Raw genomic sequence first — 14,784 nt, 5'->3', positions numbered from 1 at the left:
CATGACTTGTTTAATGAATCGTATCGCTAGCTCAGTAAAAGCAACGGCTCAAGTGAGTGTACTTGGTAGTGTATTAATGGCTGGTTCTGTGATGTCACTGAACGTGAATGCAGAAGACATCCTAACCAGTACACCTGTGACTTATGCATTGGCGACAGAGCTAACCAAAGGCACGGACATTACGACTGAATACCTTCCACCAAAACGATACGGTATTGATCGCTTGCCTAACTGGTTTGGAACGAAGGGCGAAAGCATAGTCCTTAAGTCAGGAGAGAAGGCGACAGTTGCATTGACGCTGACATCGATTTGGCAAGCTGATCCTACGTTCGTATACGCGAGACAAGGTAACATACGCTTGGTTGAGGTTGATGTCGCTCAAGCGATTACACCGCGCGCGCAAGGTGTTGCAGCGCTGACGTTATCGAATGGTGAAGTGTCTAAATATGCCTGGTTAAACCCGACTAACCTAACGCGTATGGCGGCAATTGTGGCTGATGACTTTAAGTTATTGTGGCCGGCGCAAGCAGATACGATTGATAGCAACTTACAACGTGTGATGTTGGATGTTCGTGAACTGATCAACAAGCAGCAAGCAGTATTGCTCGACAATGACGTAGATTCAGTATTGTTGCTTTCAGAAAGCTTGGAAGATTTCGCTTCTGGCAGCCAACTGTTTGTTGAAGAACGCATGTTCAAAGCTGAACTGGAATGGACAGAGCAGGACAAAGCCAAGCTTAAAGAGATGTTTTCGGAAGATGATGCTCTATGGTTAGTTACAGCGAAAAAGCCAAGCAACTTGATTAAATCATTGGTACCGAATGAGCGTATCTTGGTAGTGGATTCTGTTGATCGTTGGGGCAGAGCGGGAATCAACGCAAAAGCACCGTTTGCCCGTTGGGAAGTGCAGCCATTCAAAGGCTAACCAGCGCGATTAAAAATGGTAGGATCAAAAAAGCAGCCCAATTTGAGGCTGCTTTTTTGTTCTTGTCTGTTGGCTCTGAAAAGAGTGTCAGACAAGAGGACTGCGAGTATAAACTTACTCTGCAGCTTTTGTCTCTTCAGCTTCAACAGTTGCTTCTACTGAACCTTCAGCTTGCTCTTGAGCTGCTTTCGCTTGTTCTTCAGCTTCCATTTTTGCACGGTCAGCTTTAGAGATGTAGCGAGGCTTGTTGCTACTATGCAGTTTAGAATTCGCCTGTTTCTGCTTCTTTTTTAGAATTTGATTGATTTTTTTCTTACGGTTCATTGCTGCATAGCCTTGTATTTAGTTTAGGCGGTGGAGGATAATCATTTTAGCTCTAGAACTCAATATTTACATGGTATTCAGCAAGGAAAATATCACTATGCAGTCAGTCGAGACCGAACGTTTACGATTAAGAATGATCACGCCTCAAGATGCGGCGTTTATTCAGCGATTATACAGCTCAGAAGATTTCCTGCGTTACATTGGAGACAAGGAAATCAGCGACACAGATAAGGCCGTTGAATACATCAAAAACAACATTCTTAAGATGCATAAAGAGGAGGGTGTTTGCCTATTGATGGTCGAAATAAAGGACTCCTTAACTCCAATTGGTATTTGCGGGTTAATTAAAAGAGATACCTTAGACTCGCATGATATTGGCTATGGCTTTGTTCCAGAGGTGTATGGGCAAGGTTTTGCTCAAGAAGCGGCACAAGCAATAATTGAACAAGCTAAGCAGAATGCTGATATCGATCATTTAGTTGCCATCACCACCTCTGATAACATTCGAAGTATCGCATTACTGACTAAGTTGGGTTTTGTGTTTGAGCGAGTCGAAGACGTATTAAGTGAAAGCGTCAATCTCAACCTGTACGGTTTATCTCTGGGCAATTAATCATGTTTCAACATAACAACATTCTACAAGGCGAACTCGCAACGGAGTACAAAACCGTTATTGCGATGGTGCACATCTACTGTAAAGATCACCACGGTGCAGTGCGTCAGGATAACGCGTTATGTGAGGAGTGTGAGCAACTGTTGCGTTATGCCGAAACACGATTGGATAGATGCCCTTATGGTGAAGCCAAACCGACCTGCAATAAGTGTCCGATCCATTGCTATAAGCCCGATCCGAAAGAGCAGATGCGTTTAGTCATGCGCTATGCTGGGCCAAGAATGTTACTCAAGCATCCGATTTTAGCGATCAGACATTTGATACATGAAAAGCGAAAAGTGTCTGAGAAGCCATTGCCGAATGTGTCGAACCGCCATATCCGAATGAATAAGAAGTAACTGGCGTTTAAAAGTGGTTGCTGAAGAAACGAAAAAGGTCTGATTGCGCAGACCTTTTTGATGTAGATACACTTCCATCTCAGCTTGAATCTAGCCAAGTAGCCTATGCCGCTTGAGGCTCGTCATAGGTCACTGTGAGGTTGTTGATCCAGCGTCGGCTTAGGTAACGATGAGAACAAATTGCCAGTTTCACCACTTCTTCCACCAACATCAAACCATAGATGTATTTGAAATCCCATCCAGCGACAAACGCGCCGTAAACACATACTGGAATGCCGACCATCCACATTGCGATGAAGTCCATACGAAGGCAGAACGTATTATCACCACCAGCGCGAATGATACCGTTGATGATCACCATGTTCAGCATACGAATCACCACAGCAAAACACATAATGGTCATTGCAGGTGAAGCGAGCGGGTAGAGCGCATCTGTAGAAAGGTTCAGCCATGTTAGAACATGCTCTTTGCCCATAAACAGTAGCAATCCAACAACCGCGCCAAATCCAACGACGGCTTTAATGAATGTCAGCCCCATACTCATAGCGTCATCAAACTCATCACGACCGAGTGAGTGACCAAGCAACACGGAACACGCTACAGAAATACCAAAGAATATCGAGTAACACAGCGACTCAAAAGGCGTGAGCATAGAGAACACAGCAAGTTCCGTTGTGCCCATGTGACCGAAGATCATTTGGTATGCCATAGTACCCATTGCCCATAACACGGCATTCATCGTTAGTGGCAAAGCAATACGACGGTAAGACAACCATAATGACGGACGATGTGGTGAGCTAGGCGTGGTTAACAACCAGTGTTTACGCATGCGCATATAGCCATACATCAAACCCACTTGAATCAAGCGCGCTAAAGTGGTTGCCAATGCCGCACCTGCAACGCCCATCGCTGGAATACCGAAGGCACCTTTAATGAGTACGAAGTTAAGTGCGATGTTGAGGGCAATCGTGACCGCACCAAGCAATAGTGGTGTTACGGTGTCACCTGATGAGCGCATGCTTGCTTCTACCACGACGACAATGTGAGTCAGCAGTAGAACGGGGAAGCCATACCATAGGTAAGTCGCGCCAAGTTCAATCACGGTTTGATCGCTGGTTTGCAACATCATTAAAAACTGAGAACCAAGAGTGATGATTGCAGTAACAGGCAACAGAACTTTTAAGCCAAACACCATCGCGATAGATGATACTGTTCGCGCGCTTTTTCGGTCATTCTTTCCCCAGTATTGAGCGACTAATGTTCCATTTGCTGAGGCCAACCCTGCCATAATCATAATAGCAACGAAGTGCCATTTTGATGCAATTCCCACAGCCGCAGCTGCTTCCATACCATAATCACTGACCATTAATACGTCAGCAAGGGCAAGAATAGCGACAAGCGCACTTTGCAAAGCAACAGGCAAACCAAGTTTAACGATACGAGGTAAGATGCTCTCTGGCTTGTTATTCATAGATGAGTTAGGGTTGATGTTAGTTGTCATAAGTTCTCCGATTTATGGCAGAACTATAGTGATTTGAGCGAAGTAACAACATGTTTAAAAAACAACAAAACCTGTGCAAATCCGTCATTGATTCAATGAGACCAAAATCAACTTGGCATGATGATGTTTTTCTCGCTGAACAGTGTAAAGAACGTTTTTTGACCGTTGAAGATATTCCAGAGATGAAAAGCTTTGGTGTCTATATGGGCGGCATGGCGAAGCTATATGATGGCTACTGGGTTGAGCGCGAATCCGTTAATGTTCATACGTTGATTTTCACTATGGAAGGTGGCGGGATTCTAACAACCGCAGCATCGGTCAAAGCGATTACGCCTTATACACTCGTGGTGCTTCCTGCTGAAACCCCATTTCGTTTTGAACTCGATCCTCAATATAATTATTGGAAAATGGCGTGGATGCTGACGCCTGACACCAAGCAATGGCAGCACATAGCAAGTTTAGGACAGGGGATTGTGCCTTTTGGAGAGTGTGAGCAGATCTGGTCATTAATGAACTTGGTTTACTTTGAGATAGGCGGTAGAGCCAGTTACCGTAAGTTACTCTTGAGTGAAATTATCCGAACATTGACGGGGTTTGAGCCTAAGTCGACCAGCACCACTGCACGTGTTCAAGCGCTCTATAACGAAATTGAAAGTAGTCTGCATCAGCCATGGACAGTGGCAGGGATGGCTGAAAGAGTGTTTATCAGTGAAGAGCAACTCAATAGAGTCACCAAGACGCTATTCAACCTCTCACCACGCAGTAAATTGATTCAATTACGCATGGACAAAGCCACCAGTCTACTGAAATATCAAGATTGGTCAGTTTCTATGATTGCTAATCGCTTAGGCTACAAAGATCCTTATAACTTTTCGCATCGTTTCAAAAAGCATTTCGGTTTGTCACCCAGTCAATATCGAAAGAGCCATCGACTTCTTGGTTAGCCTTGCACGATGAAATGAGAAGTGTGGGAGAAGAAGGTTACATATAGGCATGAGTTGAAAAGAGCCCTTCGCTTAGACATAAAGTCTGAACTCGGAGCCCTAATGACACGCATCTAGTGTCTGTCTATTTAAGCTTACTCGCCTGCAATCTGTAGGTGAGAGCGCTTTAGGCTAGCAATCAACATGTAGATCGTTGTAGCAAGTAGAGACGCGAACAGGTAAGTGAACAATCCTGCTTGTGAATCCATAAAGCTGTCTGCAACGATTGGTCCCGCAACAGAACCGATGCTGTAGCAAAGTAGCATGATTTGAGTCACTGACACCAAGTAGCTTGGGTCAAGGTTACGGCAACCTAAGTTAATCGCGATTGGGTATAGCGCAAATGTGGCCATGCCTAATACGAACAAGCTCATGCCTAGTACGTAGAAATCGTGATTGATAGTCAGCACACCAATGCTTGCAACCCCTAGCAGGCAGAACAAAGCCATTAATAACACTTGTCCTACGTGGTGAGATAGCCAAGTCACCATCGGCTGTACAGCCATACCACCCATGATAACCAAAGCCATCAAACCACCAATGTTTTCGTGTGCAATGTTACGTTGAACAAGTTCAACTGGCATCAAGCCGTAAATCGCACCTAGCGTTAATCCGGAAACAATGCAGCCAATGAGCGCGCTGTGGCTTAATTTGCTGATCTGTTTTAAAGACAAAGATTGCGCATCGTGGATCTGTGGTGGAGTTGCTTGTCCGTACATCAGCACAATGATCGCACCAAACAGAAGGGTGAACATTGCGATGAAAGGTACGCCACCAGTAATACCTAGGTAACCGATACCAAGCTGACCAACTGCAGAACCGCCGTACAGTGAACACATGTAGATAGCGAGACGTTTTGCGCGTTGTGACTCGTCACCGCTCATTAGCCAAGACTCTACAATCACGAAGATACCTGCAACCGCCACACCAGCCACAAAGCGAGCTAGTAGCCATACTGCTTGGTGTGGGATCAATGGCAATACAAGGATCGTTGCGATGAACACACTCAATGCGATGACGAACGCATCTTTGTGGCCAACACGCGCAATGGCACGTTCAATCAATAATGTACCAGCCAGTAGACCTGCATAGAATGCACTCGCCAACCAACTCGATAGATCTTTGTCTAAGCCATACTCAGACAGCATTAATGGTAATGAACTCATTAAGTAGCCTGAAGCGATCGCGTAAAAAGACAATGCAATAACAGGAACAGTTATGCGAGTTGTTGGTTGGATGTTGTCCAATGCAGGAGCCTCTGATAGTAAAAGAAACGATGAATTTTCCGCGACTATGGGGGAGAAACTGAATTGGGTAAAACAAATAAAAATGGTCGTTAAGATAAAAGAAATTTATCGACCAACTAAACTAAAATACGGTTGCGATATTTGGTGGTTTGGCGAGATTTTATGCGGGCAAAAAGTCGTTAAGCCGTTGTTCATTGGTGGTTTAATTTAGAAACAAATTGCAGCGTGATTGTCTTTTTATGATTTGGATTGAGTGGGATTTTAAGTGTTAGACCGTTTCTTTACGGTATTGACGTGGCGAGCTTCCACTCCACTTACGAAAGGCATGTCGAAAGTTAGCGCTGTCTGAAAACCCAACGCGCTCAGATATCTCTTCAATGCTCATTTGAGTTGAAGAAAGGTAGTGTCGAGAAAGGTGAAAACGAACGTGGTCCAGTATCTTCTGGTAGCTGGTATCGGCTGCTTTCAGGTGACGACGCAGAGTTCGAGAAGACATGCCCAGTTCTGAAGAAATGGATTCTATAGAAGGGTAACATCCTGGCCTTTCAATCAGCATCTGAGAGACTTTCTCTTTGAGGCTACTGGGTGCACTGACTTTTGCCAACATGTCATCACACGATTTTAAGCACATCTGTAAAGTGATGGGGTTGGCGGTAGGAAGAGATGAATACAAGGTGGTTGCGTCGAACTCCCATTCAAGCCGGTCACTATTGAATTCAACCGGGCAGCGGAAAATCTCTGTGTATAGATCGCCGTATTCAGGTTTTGGATAGGGGAAGCGGATCACTTGAGAAGGAAAGGGCTGCTGTAAGACCTCTTCGCACAAACTGTGTATCGCCGCGAACCAGTATTCACAACAAAAGGGCAGTAAAGAATCGAGTTCGATAAGTTGCTCTGCGCGAAAGTAACCAATGTTGTCTTCTACAGACATGGTTTTCCTGAGGACAGGGCCAGCAAGTTGCAGATACTTAAACCCGATTAAAAAGGCATCGAGTAGTGTTTCGCTGCTAAACACCGCATAACCGAGCACGCCGAAATCGCTGAACCTCGCTTGTTGGCCAACTTTAAGCCCCAATCCGTCTTCGTTGGAATTCGCTAACGCATTACTGAACACAGCAAGCTTTTGCGCCAAAGTGATGTGTGTATCGGGTGTGTTGAGTTGGAGAGCATCGATGTTACTGCCTTCGAGCAACTCTTCGATACTGAGAACAGGCGACAGGTAACGATGCAGCAACTGAAGATCCAGAATGCCGAATGCTTGCATGTCGGGTTCGTAAACTGCGGTGTATTCCATAAGCTGCCTCTTGTTGAATATCGATATCTTAACCGAACTTTTAACATTTACGCCTGTTGCTTGTTCTCACTTTCGCAAGCTTGTTCCAAATTTTGGTTTATGTGTGCAAGGTTTTATTGGGCTTACACAGGTCGTGTCCGAATATCACCGGTTTTTGTCTTTTTGAAACCTGTTCGAAATGTTATCGAAATGTTGTAATTTATTGGGCTGCACATTGGAGCGTCTCAAACATTTTGCTCAATAACGACTCTTATCTACATGACACACCAATGTGCAGGCTCGTGATGACAAGAAAGAGACTTATTACAACGATTAGAACGTCTACGGTGACCGTCACAAACAGGTCTAAGCCGCACAAGGAGATCATGGATGCACAATCTTGCTGTTAATTTGGAGCGTAGCGCTTCGCTTTTTCCAACTAAAGCCGCTCTGCGTATGGGATCGGATGAAATCAGTTTTTCTCAGTTAGAACAACTTTCTGGAAACGTGGCTGCTAACTTGAAAAGACTTGGGTTGCAGAACGGAGATAAGGTAGCGTTGTCATGCCCGAACGTGACTTACTTTCCGATAGCCTATTACGGGATTCTAAAAGCGGGTTGTGTAGTCGTGCCTTTGAACGTGCTATTCAAGGCCAGAGAGATCGCTTATCACCTTAATGACTCTAACGCGAAGGCCTATTTATGTTTTGACGGCAGTGAAGAGCTTCCAATTGGTCGCTATGGTTTACAAGGTTTTGAGCAGGCAAACCACTGTGAACACTTTGTCGAGATGCCTATCCCAACAAACACAGACACTACTTTAGAAAGTAATGAGGAGCATGAATCAATCGCTGATTGGTTGGCACAACCTTTTACTCCTTTTGAGTCTGTGGCTTGTCATGGCGATGATACCGCTGTGATCCTTTATACCTCTGGCACGACGGGTCAACCAAAAGGGGCTGAGCTTTCCCACACCAACATGCAAACCAATGCGATGTCGTCACAGTATCTAATGAGATTGGAGTACAGCGACACCACAATGGCTACACTGCCTTTATTCCATAGCTTCGGCCAAACAGTGATGATGAACGCGAGTGTGCTAACAGGGTCCACCATGGTGTTGATTCCTCGTTTTGAACCGTCATTGGTTATTGAACAGATCATTAGCCATAAAGTCAGCGTGTTTGCGGGTGTTCCTACTATGTATATCGCGCTATTAAAGGCGGGAGAAGAGTCTTCTGATAGTTTAGAAAACACAAGCAAACGCTCTGAACAGGTTAAACACAGCTTGAGGTTAGGTGTTTCTGGCGGTGCTTCTATGCCGCTTGAGGTTATACGACAGTTTGAATCTCGTTTTGAATTACCAGTCTTAGAAGGTTATGGGCTCTCGGAAACGGCGCCGGTTGCGACCTTTAATCATATTGATGGCGATCGTTTATCGGGTAGTGTCGGTCAGCCTTTATGTGGCCACCTCATCAAGATTACTGATATACAAGGCAACTCTGTCGCTATGGGTGAACTCGGCGAAGTCTGCATTAAAAGCCCAAGTGTGATGAAAGGCTATTATCAAAGGCCAGAGGCGACAGCTGAATCTATTCGTGATGGTTGGTTCTTAACGGGAGATATCGGTCGCGTCGATGAGCATGGCAATTTGTTCATTGTTGACCGTGTTAAAGACATGATTATTCGTGGTGGGTACAACGTTTATCCACGTGAAGTCGAAGAAGTGTTGATGTGTTACCCCGATGTCGAAATGGTCGCGGTGGTAGGCGAGCATCATGAACATTTAGGCGAGGAGATCCACGCGCATGTGGTTCTTCACGAACATACGCAATGTGATAGTGCCGCCTTGATAGCATGGTGTCGTGAGCAACTCGCCGACTACAAATACCCGCGTAAGGTATTCATTCGTAAAGCCTTACCCATGACAGCAACCGGAAAAATCTTGAAGCGTGAGTTACACCCACTAGAAATAGCGGAGATGGCAAATGGATAGTTATGATTTTATTATTGTTGGCGGTGGTTCAGCTGGGTGTGTGATGGCTTCTCGGCTGTCGGAAGATCCTGATGTGACGGTTTGCTTGTTAGAAGCGGGTGGTAAAGACACCAGCCCATTCATTCACACACCCGTTGGCGTGGTGGCGATGATGCCAACCAAACTCAATAATTGGGCATTCGAAACGGTTGAACAGCCGGGTTTGAACGGTCGTAAAGGCTATCAGCCTAGAGGTAAGACACTTGGCGGTTCTAGCTCTATCAATGCCATGATGTACGCTCGTGGACATCGCTATGACTACGATAGATGGGAAAGCTTGGGCAATGCTGGCTGGAACTATGAATCCTGTTTGCCTTACTTTAAGAAAGCAGAAAACAACGAAGTCCACCAAGATGAGTTCCATGGCCAAGGTGGTCCTCTTAATGTGGCCAATCTTAGATCGCCAAGCCCTATGTTGGAACGTTATTTAACGGCGTGTGAATCGATAGGTGTACCTCGCAATGAGGATATTAACGGCGCTGCTCAGTTTGGGGCGATGCCGACGCAGGTAACACAGCTGAATGGTGAACGATGCAGTGCTGCCAAGGCTTACTTAACGCCAAACCTTTCACGATCGAATCTCACGGTCGTGACTAAAGCCACCACACATAAGGTTTTGTTTGAAGGCAAGAAGGCGATTGGTGTTGAATATGGTTCTAGCGGAAAGCGTTATCAGATACGATGCAACAAAGAAGTGATTCTTTCCGCTGGCGCGTTTGGTTCTCCCCAATTGCTGTTACTGTCTGGTGTCGGTGCTCAAACTGAACTAGAGACACATGGAATCGAACAGGTTCATGAATTACCTGGAGTGGGCAAGAACCTTCAAGATCATATCGACTTAGTACATTCGTATAAATGCAGTGAAAAGCGTGAAACTTTTGGTATCTCGCTGCAAATGGCCTCTGAAATGACCAAAGCCTTACCACTATGGCACAAAGAACGCCGCGGTAAAATGAGCAGTAATTTTGCAGAGGGAATAGGCTTTCTCTGTTCCGAAGATCATATCGCTGTACCGGATTTAGAGTTTGTATTTGTGGTCGCTGTTGTAGATGACCATGCTAGAAAAATTCATACCAGTCATGGCTTTACCTCTCATGTCACCTTATTGCGACCGAAGAGCTACGGCACCGTAACGCTCAATAGTAATGATCCCTATGATCCGCCTAAGATCGATCCTGCGTTTTTCAGTCATCCTGAAGACATGGAGATCATGATTAAGGGCTGGAAGAAGCAGTATCAAATGTTAGAGAGTTCCGCGTTTGATGATATCCGAGGCAATGCTTTCTACCCTGTGGACGCCAGTGATGACAAGGCTATCGAGCAAGATATTCGCAATCGTGCAGACACTCAGTATCACCCGATCGGGACCTGTAAAATGGGACCTAGTAGCGATTCTTTAGCTGTGGTAGATAAAGATCTCAAAGTTTATGGATTGGATAATTTGAGAGTCATTGATGCTTCTGTGATGCCGACACTGATTGGGGCAAACACCAATGCACCAACCATTATGATTGCTGAGAAAGTCGCAGATCAAATCAAACAGCAATACGGGTTTGGCAAGCAAGAATCTAATATTCAAGCGAAAGGCGAAGCTGTAGTTTTATTCAAGAAGTTAAGTGATAACCATAAATAAAACAGTAGGTTAGATAGTCTTGATTTGGTAAGACTCTCTAACCTATTTTTGTGTGCTTACTTAGAATTAAGTAATGCTAAATCAATAGCTTAACCAATAGTATTACTTAGTTAGTGCTTGATTAAGCCACTGATCAAATTGACCTTTTGGCAGTGCACCGTTAATCGTATCAACACGTTGACCGTTCTTGAACACCATCACCGTTGGGATGCTTCTGATTTGATACATAGCCGCCAGTTGCTGTTGAGCTTCGGTATCAATTTTAACAAATCGAACATCGCCAGCGCGCTCTTTAGCGACATCGCTAAATACAGGTGCGAAACCTACACATGGGTTGCACCATGTCGCCCAAAAATCGACAACGACAGGCTGTGAACTGTTCAAAATTGATTGGAAATTCAGTGACGTACCTTCGATTGGTGCACCGTCTAGAAGTGCGTTTTTGCACTTACCACAAGTAGGGCTTTCTGAAATTCTTTCTGAAGGAACTCGGTTTACGCCACCGCAAGAAGGGCAACGTGTGTTGAATGTAGACATAACTTTCTCTTTTTATTGCGTCTCCGTGCCTAACGCGATTTACGAATCATGTACGGAACGCTTATACTGTTTAAAACAAGAATAAGATACTCAAATAAAAACAAACAATAAACAGGTAAATGATGACAAAATTTTACGCTGAAATTACGGGCTGGGGAAAGTGTCTGCCACCAGCCGTGCTATCCAATGATGATTTAAGCACTTTCATTGATACGTCTGACGAGTGGATTCGTACTCGAACTGGTATCGAAAATCGTCGTATCAGTCATGTAAATACCTCTGAGCTAGCGACCGTTGCTGCTCAACATGCAATGGCGTGTGCTGGTTTAACAGCCGAAGATATCGATCTTGTGATCGTAGCGACGTGCAGTCCAGACTCTCTTATTCCAAATGCCGCGTCTAAAGTTCAACAGAACTTAGGCATCAAGAGCGCAGCAGCTTTTGACCTTAATGCAGCGTGTACAGGCTTTATCTACGGTGTTGAAACAGCAACTCGATTGATTCAAGCGGGCAACTACCGCAATGCGATCGTTGTGGGTGGAGAGCGTCTTTCATTCTTCATCGACTGGACCAAGCGTGATACTGCGGTTCTATTCGGTGATGGCGCTGGCGCTGTGGTTCTATCACGTACTGAAGAGCAAGTGGGTTTACAAGAAGCTCAAATCGGTTGTGACGCAGAGGGCCGTGACATTCTAGCAGTACCAAAATTCGGTACTTCTATGGACCGCTTTGCTGCTGATAACGGTTACTGGGATTTTGATTTCGTTGGTAAAGAGATCTTCAAGCGTGCAGTGAAAGGAATGGGCGCTGCAGCACATACAGTATTGAGTCGCACTGGCATCTCAACTGAAAACATCGATGTTGTGATTCCGCACCAAGCGAACATCCGAATTATTCAAACTCTGTGTGATATGGCGGGCATTGAACGTGAGAAAGCGTTTGTGAACATTCAAAACTACGGCAACACATCGGCTGCGACTGTGCCGATTGCATTGTGTGAATCGTTAGAGCAAGGCTTTGTTAAACCTAACTCAAACATTCTTGTGGCGGCATTCGGTGCCGGTTTAACTTGGGGGGCAGGCCATATTAAGTGGGGTAGCCGTGTTGAGCCGTTAGGTCAATCGGACGCTAAGCTTCCAGAAGCAGATAGCTCGGCATTAGAACTTCTAGAGAAAGCCATTTTACACTGTAAAACGCGTCCTAATTCTGAGAATGAGTAGCAGCATGGCGCAAGTTCGTTTTATGACAGAAGCCGACCTCGATGGAGCGGCTTTAGTTCACCAAGCTACTTTTGTTCGACAGCAAAACTCAAAAAATTGGTTACAATGTAACTTAAATGCTGCGCCACGCTTTCTTAACTTTGTTGCTGAAAGCGATGGCGAGATTGTCGGCTACATTATTTGGGTTCAAAAGAGTGGGTTTAGGCCTGAAGCTGTTTTGGAGCTAGAACAACTTGCTGTGTTACCGAGTGCTCAGGGGCAAGGATTGGGCAAAAAGCTGATTCTAGACTCTTTGCCTCAAGTGAAGCAGAAGCTATCAGAGCAGGGCTCGACACTAAAACATGTATTAGTGACCACCAGAGCAGATAACTTTGCACAAAAGCTCTATCAGTCGACATTGGGCGCTCAAGTCGAAACCACGATTTCAAACTTTTACTCAGCCGATGAAGTGCTTATGATAGCTCGCAATGTAGGTGAACGAATCTGATCGCTGAGTTCTTAGAACCATTATTATCAGCGGCATAACTCGATTAACGTTTTATTAGGGGCTTCTGTGGCCCTTTTGTTATTTCTTAGGAAGTATTTTGAAGAAAGTTTTAGCAATTGGCTACGTTTGGCCAGAACCGAATTCATCGGCGGCTGGCAGCCATATGATGTCTCTTTTACGTCTATTTAAGAGACAAGGTTGGTCAGTTGAATTTGCAACACCCGCTCAAGAAACCGAGCACATGATTGATCTCTCTGAAGAGGGCATCACAAGCCAATCTATACAGTTAAATTGCGATAGCTTTGACGATTACATTGAAGAGCTGCAGCCCGATGTTGTGATGTTTGACCGTTTTATGATGGAAGAACAGTTTGGTTGGCGTGTCGAGAAAGTATGCCCGAATGCCTTTAAGTTACTGGATACGGAAGACTTACAGTTTCTGCGTAATGCTCGACACGAAGCGGTTAAGAAAGAAACAGATCTGACCAAAGCACACTTGTACAGTGACTTGGCTAAACGTGAAATTGCCGCGATTTTGCGCTGTGATCTTTCGTTGATCATTTCAAGTTACGAGATGGAACTGCTTCAATCTGAGTTCAATATCGATCCCAAACTGCTTCATCATCTGCCGTTCATGGTTGATCTTAATACGCTTCCTGAAAGCACGAAAAGCTTTGAAGAACGTAAGCATTTCATGACGATAGGCAACTTTAGACACGCACCGAACTGGGATGCCGTACTTCAGCTACAGAAGATTTGGCCGAAGATTCGTAAACAGTTACCTGACACTGAACTTCATATTTATGGATCGTATCCGCCGCCAAAAGCAACCGCTTTGCATAACCCTAAAACTGGCTTCCATATCAAAGGTTGGGCGAAAGACGCTCAAGAAGTGATGGAAGATGCACGTGTTTGTGTTGCGCCATTACGTTTTGGCGCTGGCATTAAAGGCAAGTTACTCGATGCGATGAAGCTGCAAACTCCGAATGTAACCAGCGAGATCGGCAGCGAAGGCATGTTGCCACAAGGAGAACTGCAATGGCCAGGTGCGGTTGCTGATGATATCGACGAATTTGTTGAAGCTGCAGTTGCCCTTTATAAAGATGAAGAGAAGTGGCTTAAGGCACAAAGCCGATGTCATTCAATCCTTGAAGCGCACTACGAGCAGAATAAACTGGGCGACACATTGATTGAGCGATTGATTGCGTTAGAGTCGGATCTTGAATCTCATCGACTGGATAACTTCTTTGGTTCGATGCTCAAACACCACAGCATGGCGAGCACGAAGTATATGTCCCAGTGGATAGCTGAAAAGAACAAGACTAAGTAGCTTACATAATACAACCAATACAACCGAATTAAATCATAAGCCCTTAGGTTAACGCCTAGGGGCTTTTTTCATGCAGGGCGCTTGTTAATTCCAGACTTACAAAACGACACATACTCGCAGTACATTAGCATTGACTAATTTATATTTATTAGTAAACTCTAATTTATAGGGTTATGAGTTTATGATGTTTGTGGATAGGAGAGGTTTGTGCTTAGTTTGATTCCTTGGGATGCTTTTTTCGGCGGCATGTTGTTAGGCGTGTCGGCCATTGTTTTAATG

15 protein-coding genes and 1 pseudogene are annotated in these 14,784 nt (G+C 44.9%); 11 read left to right on the top strand and 5 right to left on the bottom strand.

Annotation, left to right across the window (positions count from 1 at the left end; translation table 11 throughout):
- The first annotated feature begins 1 nt into the window (after position 1).
- Positions 2-925: an ABC transporter substrate-binding protein gene (locus tag AB4517_RS00080; RefSeq protein ID WP_372147648.1), complete on the top strand. Its 924-nt coding sequence runs from the start codon at positions 2-4 to the stop codon at positions 923-925.
- A gap of 114 nt (positions 926-1,039) precedes the next feature.
- Here AB4517_RS00080 and AB4517_RS00075 read toward each other — a convergent pair whose 3' ends face one another.
- Positions 1,040-1,249 (bottom strand): DUF2986 domain-containing protein, encoded by a 210-nt coding sequence (locus AB4517_RS00075; protein WP_017060973.1) that lies wholly within the window; start codon positions 1,247-1,249, stop codon positions 1,040-1,042.
- A 97-nt stretch (positions 1,250-1,346) separates the two neighbouring features.
- Between AB4517_RS00075 and AB4517_RS00070 the strand changes: the two genes are divergently transcribed.
- Together AB4517_RS00070 and AB4517_RS00065 are read left to right on the top strand one after the other, a co-directional pair.
- On the top strand, positions 1,347-1,862 hold the full coding sequence (locus AB4517_RS00070) for a GNAT family N-acetyltransferase (RefSeq protein WP_372147647.1): 516 nt from the start codon (positions 1,347-1,349) through the stop codon (positions 1,860-1,862).
- A 2-nt stretch (positions 1,863-1,864) separates the two neighbouring features.
- Positions 1,865-2,260, top strand: coding sequence for a nitrous oxide-stimulated promoter family protein (locus AB4517_RS00065; protein WP_372147645.1), 396 nt, complete (start codon positions 1,865-1,867; stop codon positions 2,258-2,260).
- A 103-nt stretch (positions 2,261-2,363) separates the two neighbouring features.
- Here the strand turns inward: AB4517_RS00065 and AB4517_RS00060 are convergent, their stop codons facing one another.
- The gene (locus AB4517_RS00060; protein ID WP_372147643.1) at positions 2,364-3,761 is read right to left on the bottom strand and encodes an MATE family efflux transporter; all 1,398 of its coding nucleotides are present in this window, start codon (positions 3,759-3,761) and stop codon (positions 2,364-2,366) included.
- A gap of 50 nt (positions 3,762-3,811) precedes the next feature.
- Here AB4517_RS00060 and AB4517_RS00055 point away from each other — a divergent pair, with 50 nt between their 5' ends.
- On the top strand, positions 3,812-4,705 hold the full coding sequence (locus AB4517_RS00055; protein WP_372147640.1) for a helix-turn-helix transcriptional regulator: 894 nt from the start codon (positions 3,812-3,814) through the stop codon (positions 4,703-4,705).
- A 134-nt stretch (positions 4,706-4,839) separates the two neighbouring features.
- Here the strand turns inward: AB4517_RS00055 and AB4517_RS00050 are convergent, their stop codons facing one another.
- Positions 4,840-5,991: an MFS transporter gene (locus AB4517_RS00050; RefSeq protein ID WP_372147638.1), complete on the bottom strand. Its 1,152-nt coding sequence runs from the start codon at positions 5,989-5,991 to the stop codon at positions 4,840-4,842.
- On the opposite strand from AB4517_RS00050, the gene AB4517_RS00045 reads away from it, so the two are divergent.
- A complete protein-coding gene (locus AB4517_RS00045) occupies positions 5,963-6,202 on the top strand; it encodes a hypothetical protein (protein WP_017060129.1) in 240 nt (79 codons plus the stop codon). The two genes, AB4517_RS00050 and AB4517_RS00045, sit on opposite strands and share 29 nt — an antisense overlap.
- Positions 6,203-6,259: 57 nt before the next feature.
- On the opposite strand, the gene AB4517_RS00040 is transcribed toward AB4517_RS00045, so the two are convergent.
- Positions 6,260-7,285 carry an AraC family transcriptional regulator gene (locus AB4517_RS00040; RefSeq protein ID WP_017064564.1) on the bottom strand — a complete coding sequence of 342 codons (1,026 nt, stop codon included), beginning with the start codon at positions 7,283-7,285 and terminating at the stop codon, positions 6,260-6,262.
- A 369-nt stretch (positions 7,286-7,654) separates the two neighbouring features.
- Between AB4517_RS00040 and AB4517_RS00035 the strand changes: the two genes are divergently transcribed.
- Together AB4517_RS00035 and AB4517_RS00030 are read left to right on the top strand one after the other, a co-directional pair.
- Positions 7,655-9,259 (top strand): long-chain fatty acid--CoA ligase, encoded by a 1,605-nt coding sequence (locus tag AB4517_RS00035; RefSeq protein WP_372147635.1) that lies wholly within the window; start codon positions 7,655-7,657, stop codon positions 9,257-9,259.
- The gene (locus AB4517_RS00030) at positions 9,252-10,931 is read left to right on the top strand and encodes a GMC family oxidoreductase (protein ID WP_017060126.1); all 1,680 of its coding nucleotides are present in this window, start codon (positions 9,252-9,254) and stop codon (positions 10,929-10,931) included. The genes AB4517_RS00035 and AB4517_RS00030 overlap by 8 nt, the downstream gene beginning before the upstream one ends.
- Positions 10,932-11,033: 102 nt before the next feature.
- Here the strand turns inward: AB4517_RS00030 and trxC are convergent, their stop codons facing one another.
- The gene (gene trxC / locus AB4517_RS00025) at positions 11,034-11,468 is read right to left on the bottom strand and encodes a thioredoxin TrxC (RefSeq protein ID WP_017060125.1); all 435 of its coding nucleotides are present in this window, start codon (positions 11,466-11,468) and stop codon (positions 11,034-11,036) included.
- 122 nt (positions 11,469-11,590) lie between these two features.
- Between trxC and AB4517_RS00020 the strand changes: the two genes are divergently transcribed.
- The 4 genes and pseudogenes from AB4517_RS00020 to AB4517_RS00005 all read left to right on the top strand — a co-directional run.
- Positions 11,591-12,688, top strand: a complete 1,098-nt coding sequence (locus AB4517_RS00020) for a ketoacyl-ACP synthase III (RefSeq protein WP_372147664.1) — start codon at positions 11,591-11,593, stop codon at positions 12,686-12,688.
- 22 nt (positions 12,689-12,710) lie between these two features.
- Entirely contained in the window at positions 12,711-13,175 is a 465-nt protein-coding gene (locus tag AB4517_RS00015) for a GNAT family N-acetyltransferase (protein ID WP_029235379.1), read from the top strand.
- A gap of 97 nt (positions 13,176-13,272) precedes the next feature.
- Positions 13,273-14,505, top strand: a complete 1,233-nt coding sequence (locus AB4517_RS00010; RefSeq protein ID WP_102428361.1) for a glycosyltransferase — start codon at positions 13,273-13,275, stop codon at positions 14,503-14,505.
- Between the two features lie 207 nt (positions 14,506-14,712).
- Positions 14,713-14,784, top strand: a pseudogene (locus tag AB4517_RS00005) (YeeE/YedE family protein); the annotation flags it as partial.

The organism is Vibrio sp. 10N.222.52.C3 (assembly GCF_041474195.1).
GTDB classification, from domain to species: domain Bacteria; phylum Pseudomonadota; class Gammaproteobacteria; order Enterobacterales; family Vibrionaceae; genus Vibrio; species Vibrio crassostreae_C.
Note: the sequence above shows the minus strand (reverse complement) of the source record. Positions and strands in the feature narration are given on the sequence as shown.

Bases quoted from the DNA above. Each gene is read 5' to 3' on its own strand.
- AB4517_RS00080 (WP_372147648.1), top strand. From the start codon at position 2: ATGACTTGTTTAATGAATCGTATCGCTAGCTCAGTAAAAGCAACGGCT.
- AB4517_RS00075 (WP_017060973.1), bottom strand. From the start codon at position 1,249: ATGAACCGTAAGAAAAAAATCAATCAAATTCTAAAAAAGAAGCAGAAA.
- AB4517_RS00070 (WP_372147647.1), top strand. From the start codon at position 1,347: ATGCAGTCAGTCGAGACCGAACGTTTACGATTAAGAATGATCACGCCT.
- AB4517_RS00065 (WP_372147645.1), top strand. From the start codon at position 1,865: ATGTTTCAACATAACAACATTCTACAAGGCGAACTCGCAACGGAGTAC.
- AB4517_RS00060 (WP_372147643.1), bottom strand. From the start codon at position 3,761: ATGACAACTAACATCAACCCTAACTCATCTATGAATAACAAGCCAGAG.
- AB4517_RS00055 (WP_372147640.1), top strand. From the start codon at position 3,812: ATGTTTAAAAAACAACAAAACCTGTGCAAATCCGTCATTGATTCAATG.
- AB4517_RS00045 (WP_017060129.1), top strand. From the start codon at position 5,963: ATGCGAGTTGTTGGTTGGATGTTGTCCAATGCAGGAGCCTCTGATAGT.
- AB4517_RS00040 (WP_017064564.1), bottom strand. From the start codon at position 7,285: ATGGAATACACCGCAGTTTACGAACCCGACATGCAAGCATTCGGCATT.
- AB4517_RS00035 (WP_372147635.1), top strand. From the start codon at position 7,655: ATGCACAATCTTGCTGTTAATTTGGAGCGTAGCGCTTCGCTTTTTCCA.
- AB4517_RS00030 (WP_017060126.1), top strand. From the start codon at position 9,252: ATGGATAGTTATGATTTTATTATTGTTGGCGGTGGTTCAGCTGGGTGT.
- trxC (WP_017060125.1), bottom strand. From the start codon at position 11,468: ATGTCTACATTCAACACACGTTGCCCTTCTTGCGGTGGCGTAAACCGA.
- AB4517_RS00020 (WP_372147664.1), top strand. From the start codon at position 11,591: ATGACAAAATTTTACGCTGAAATTACGGGCTGGGGAAAGTGTCTGCCA.
- AB4517_RS00015 (WP_029235379.1), top strand. From the start codon at position 12,711: ATGACAGAAGCCGACCTCGATGGAGCGGCTTTAGTTCACCAAGCTACT.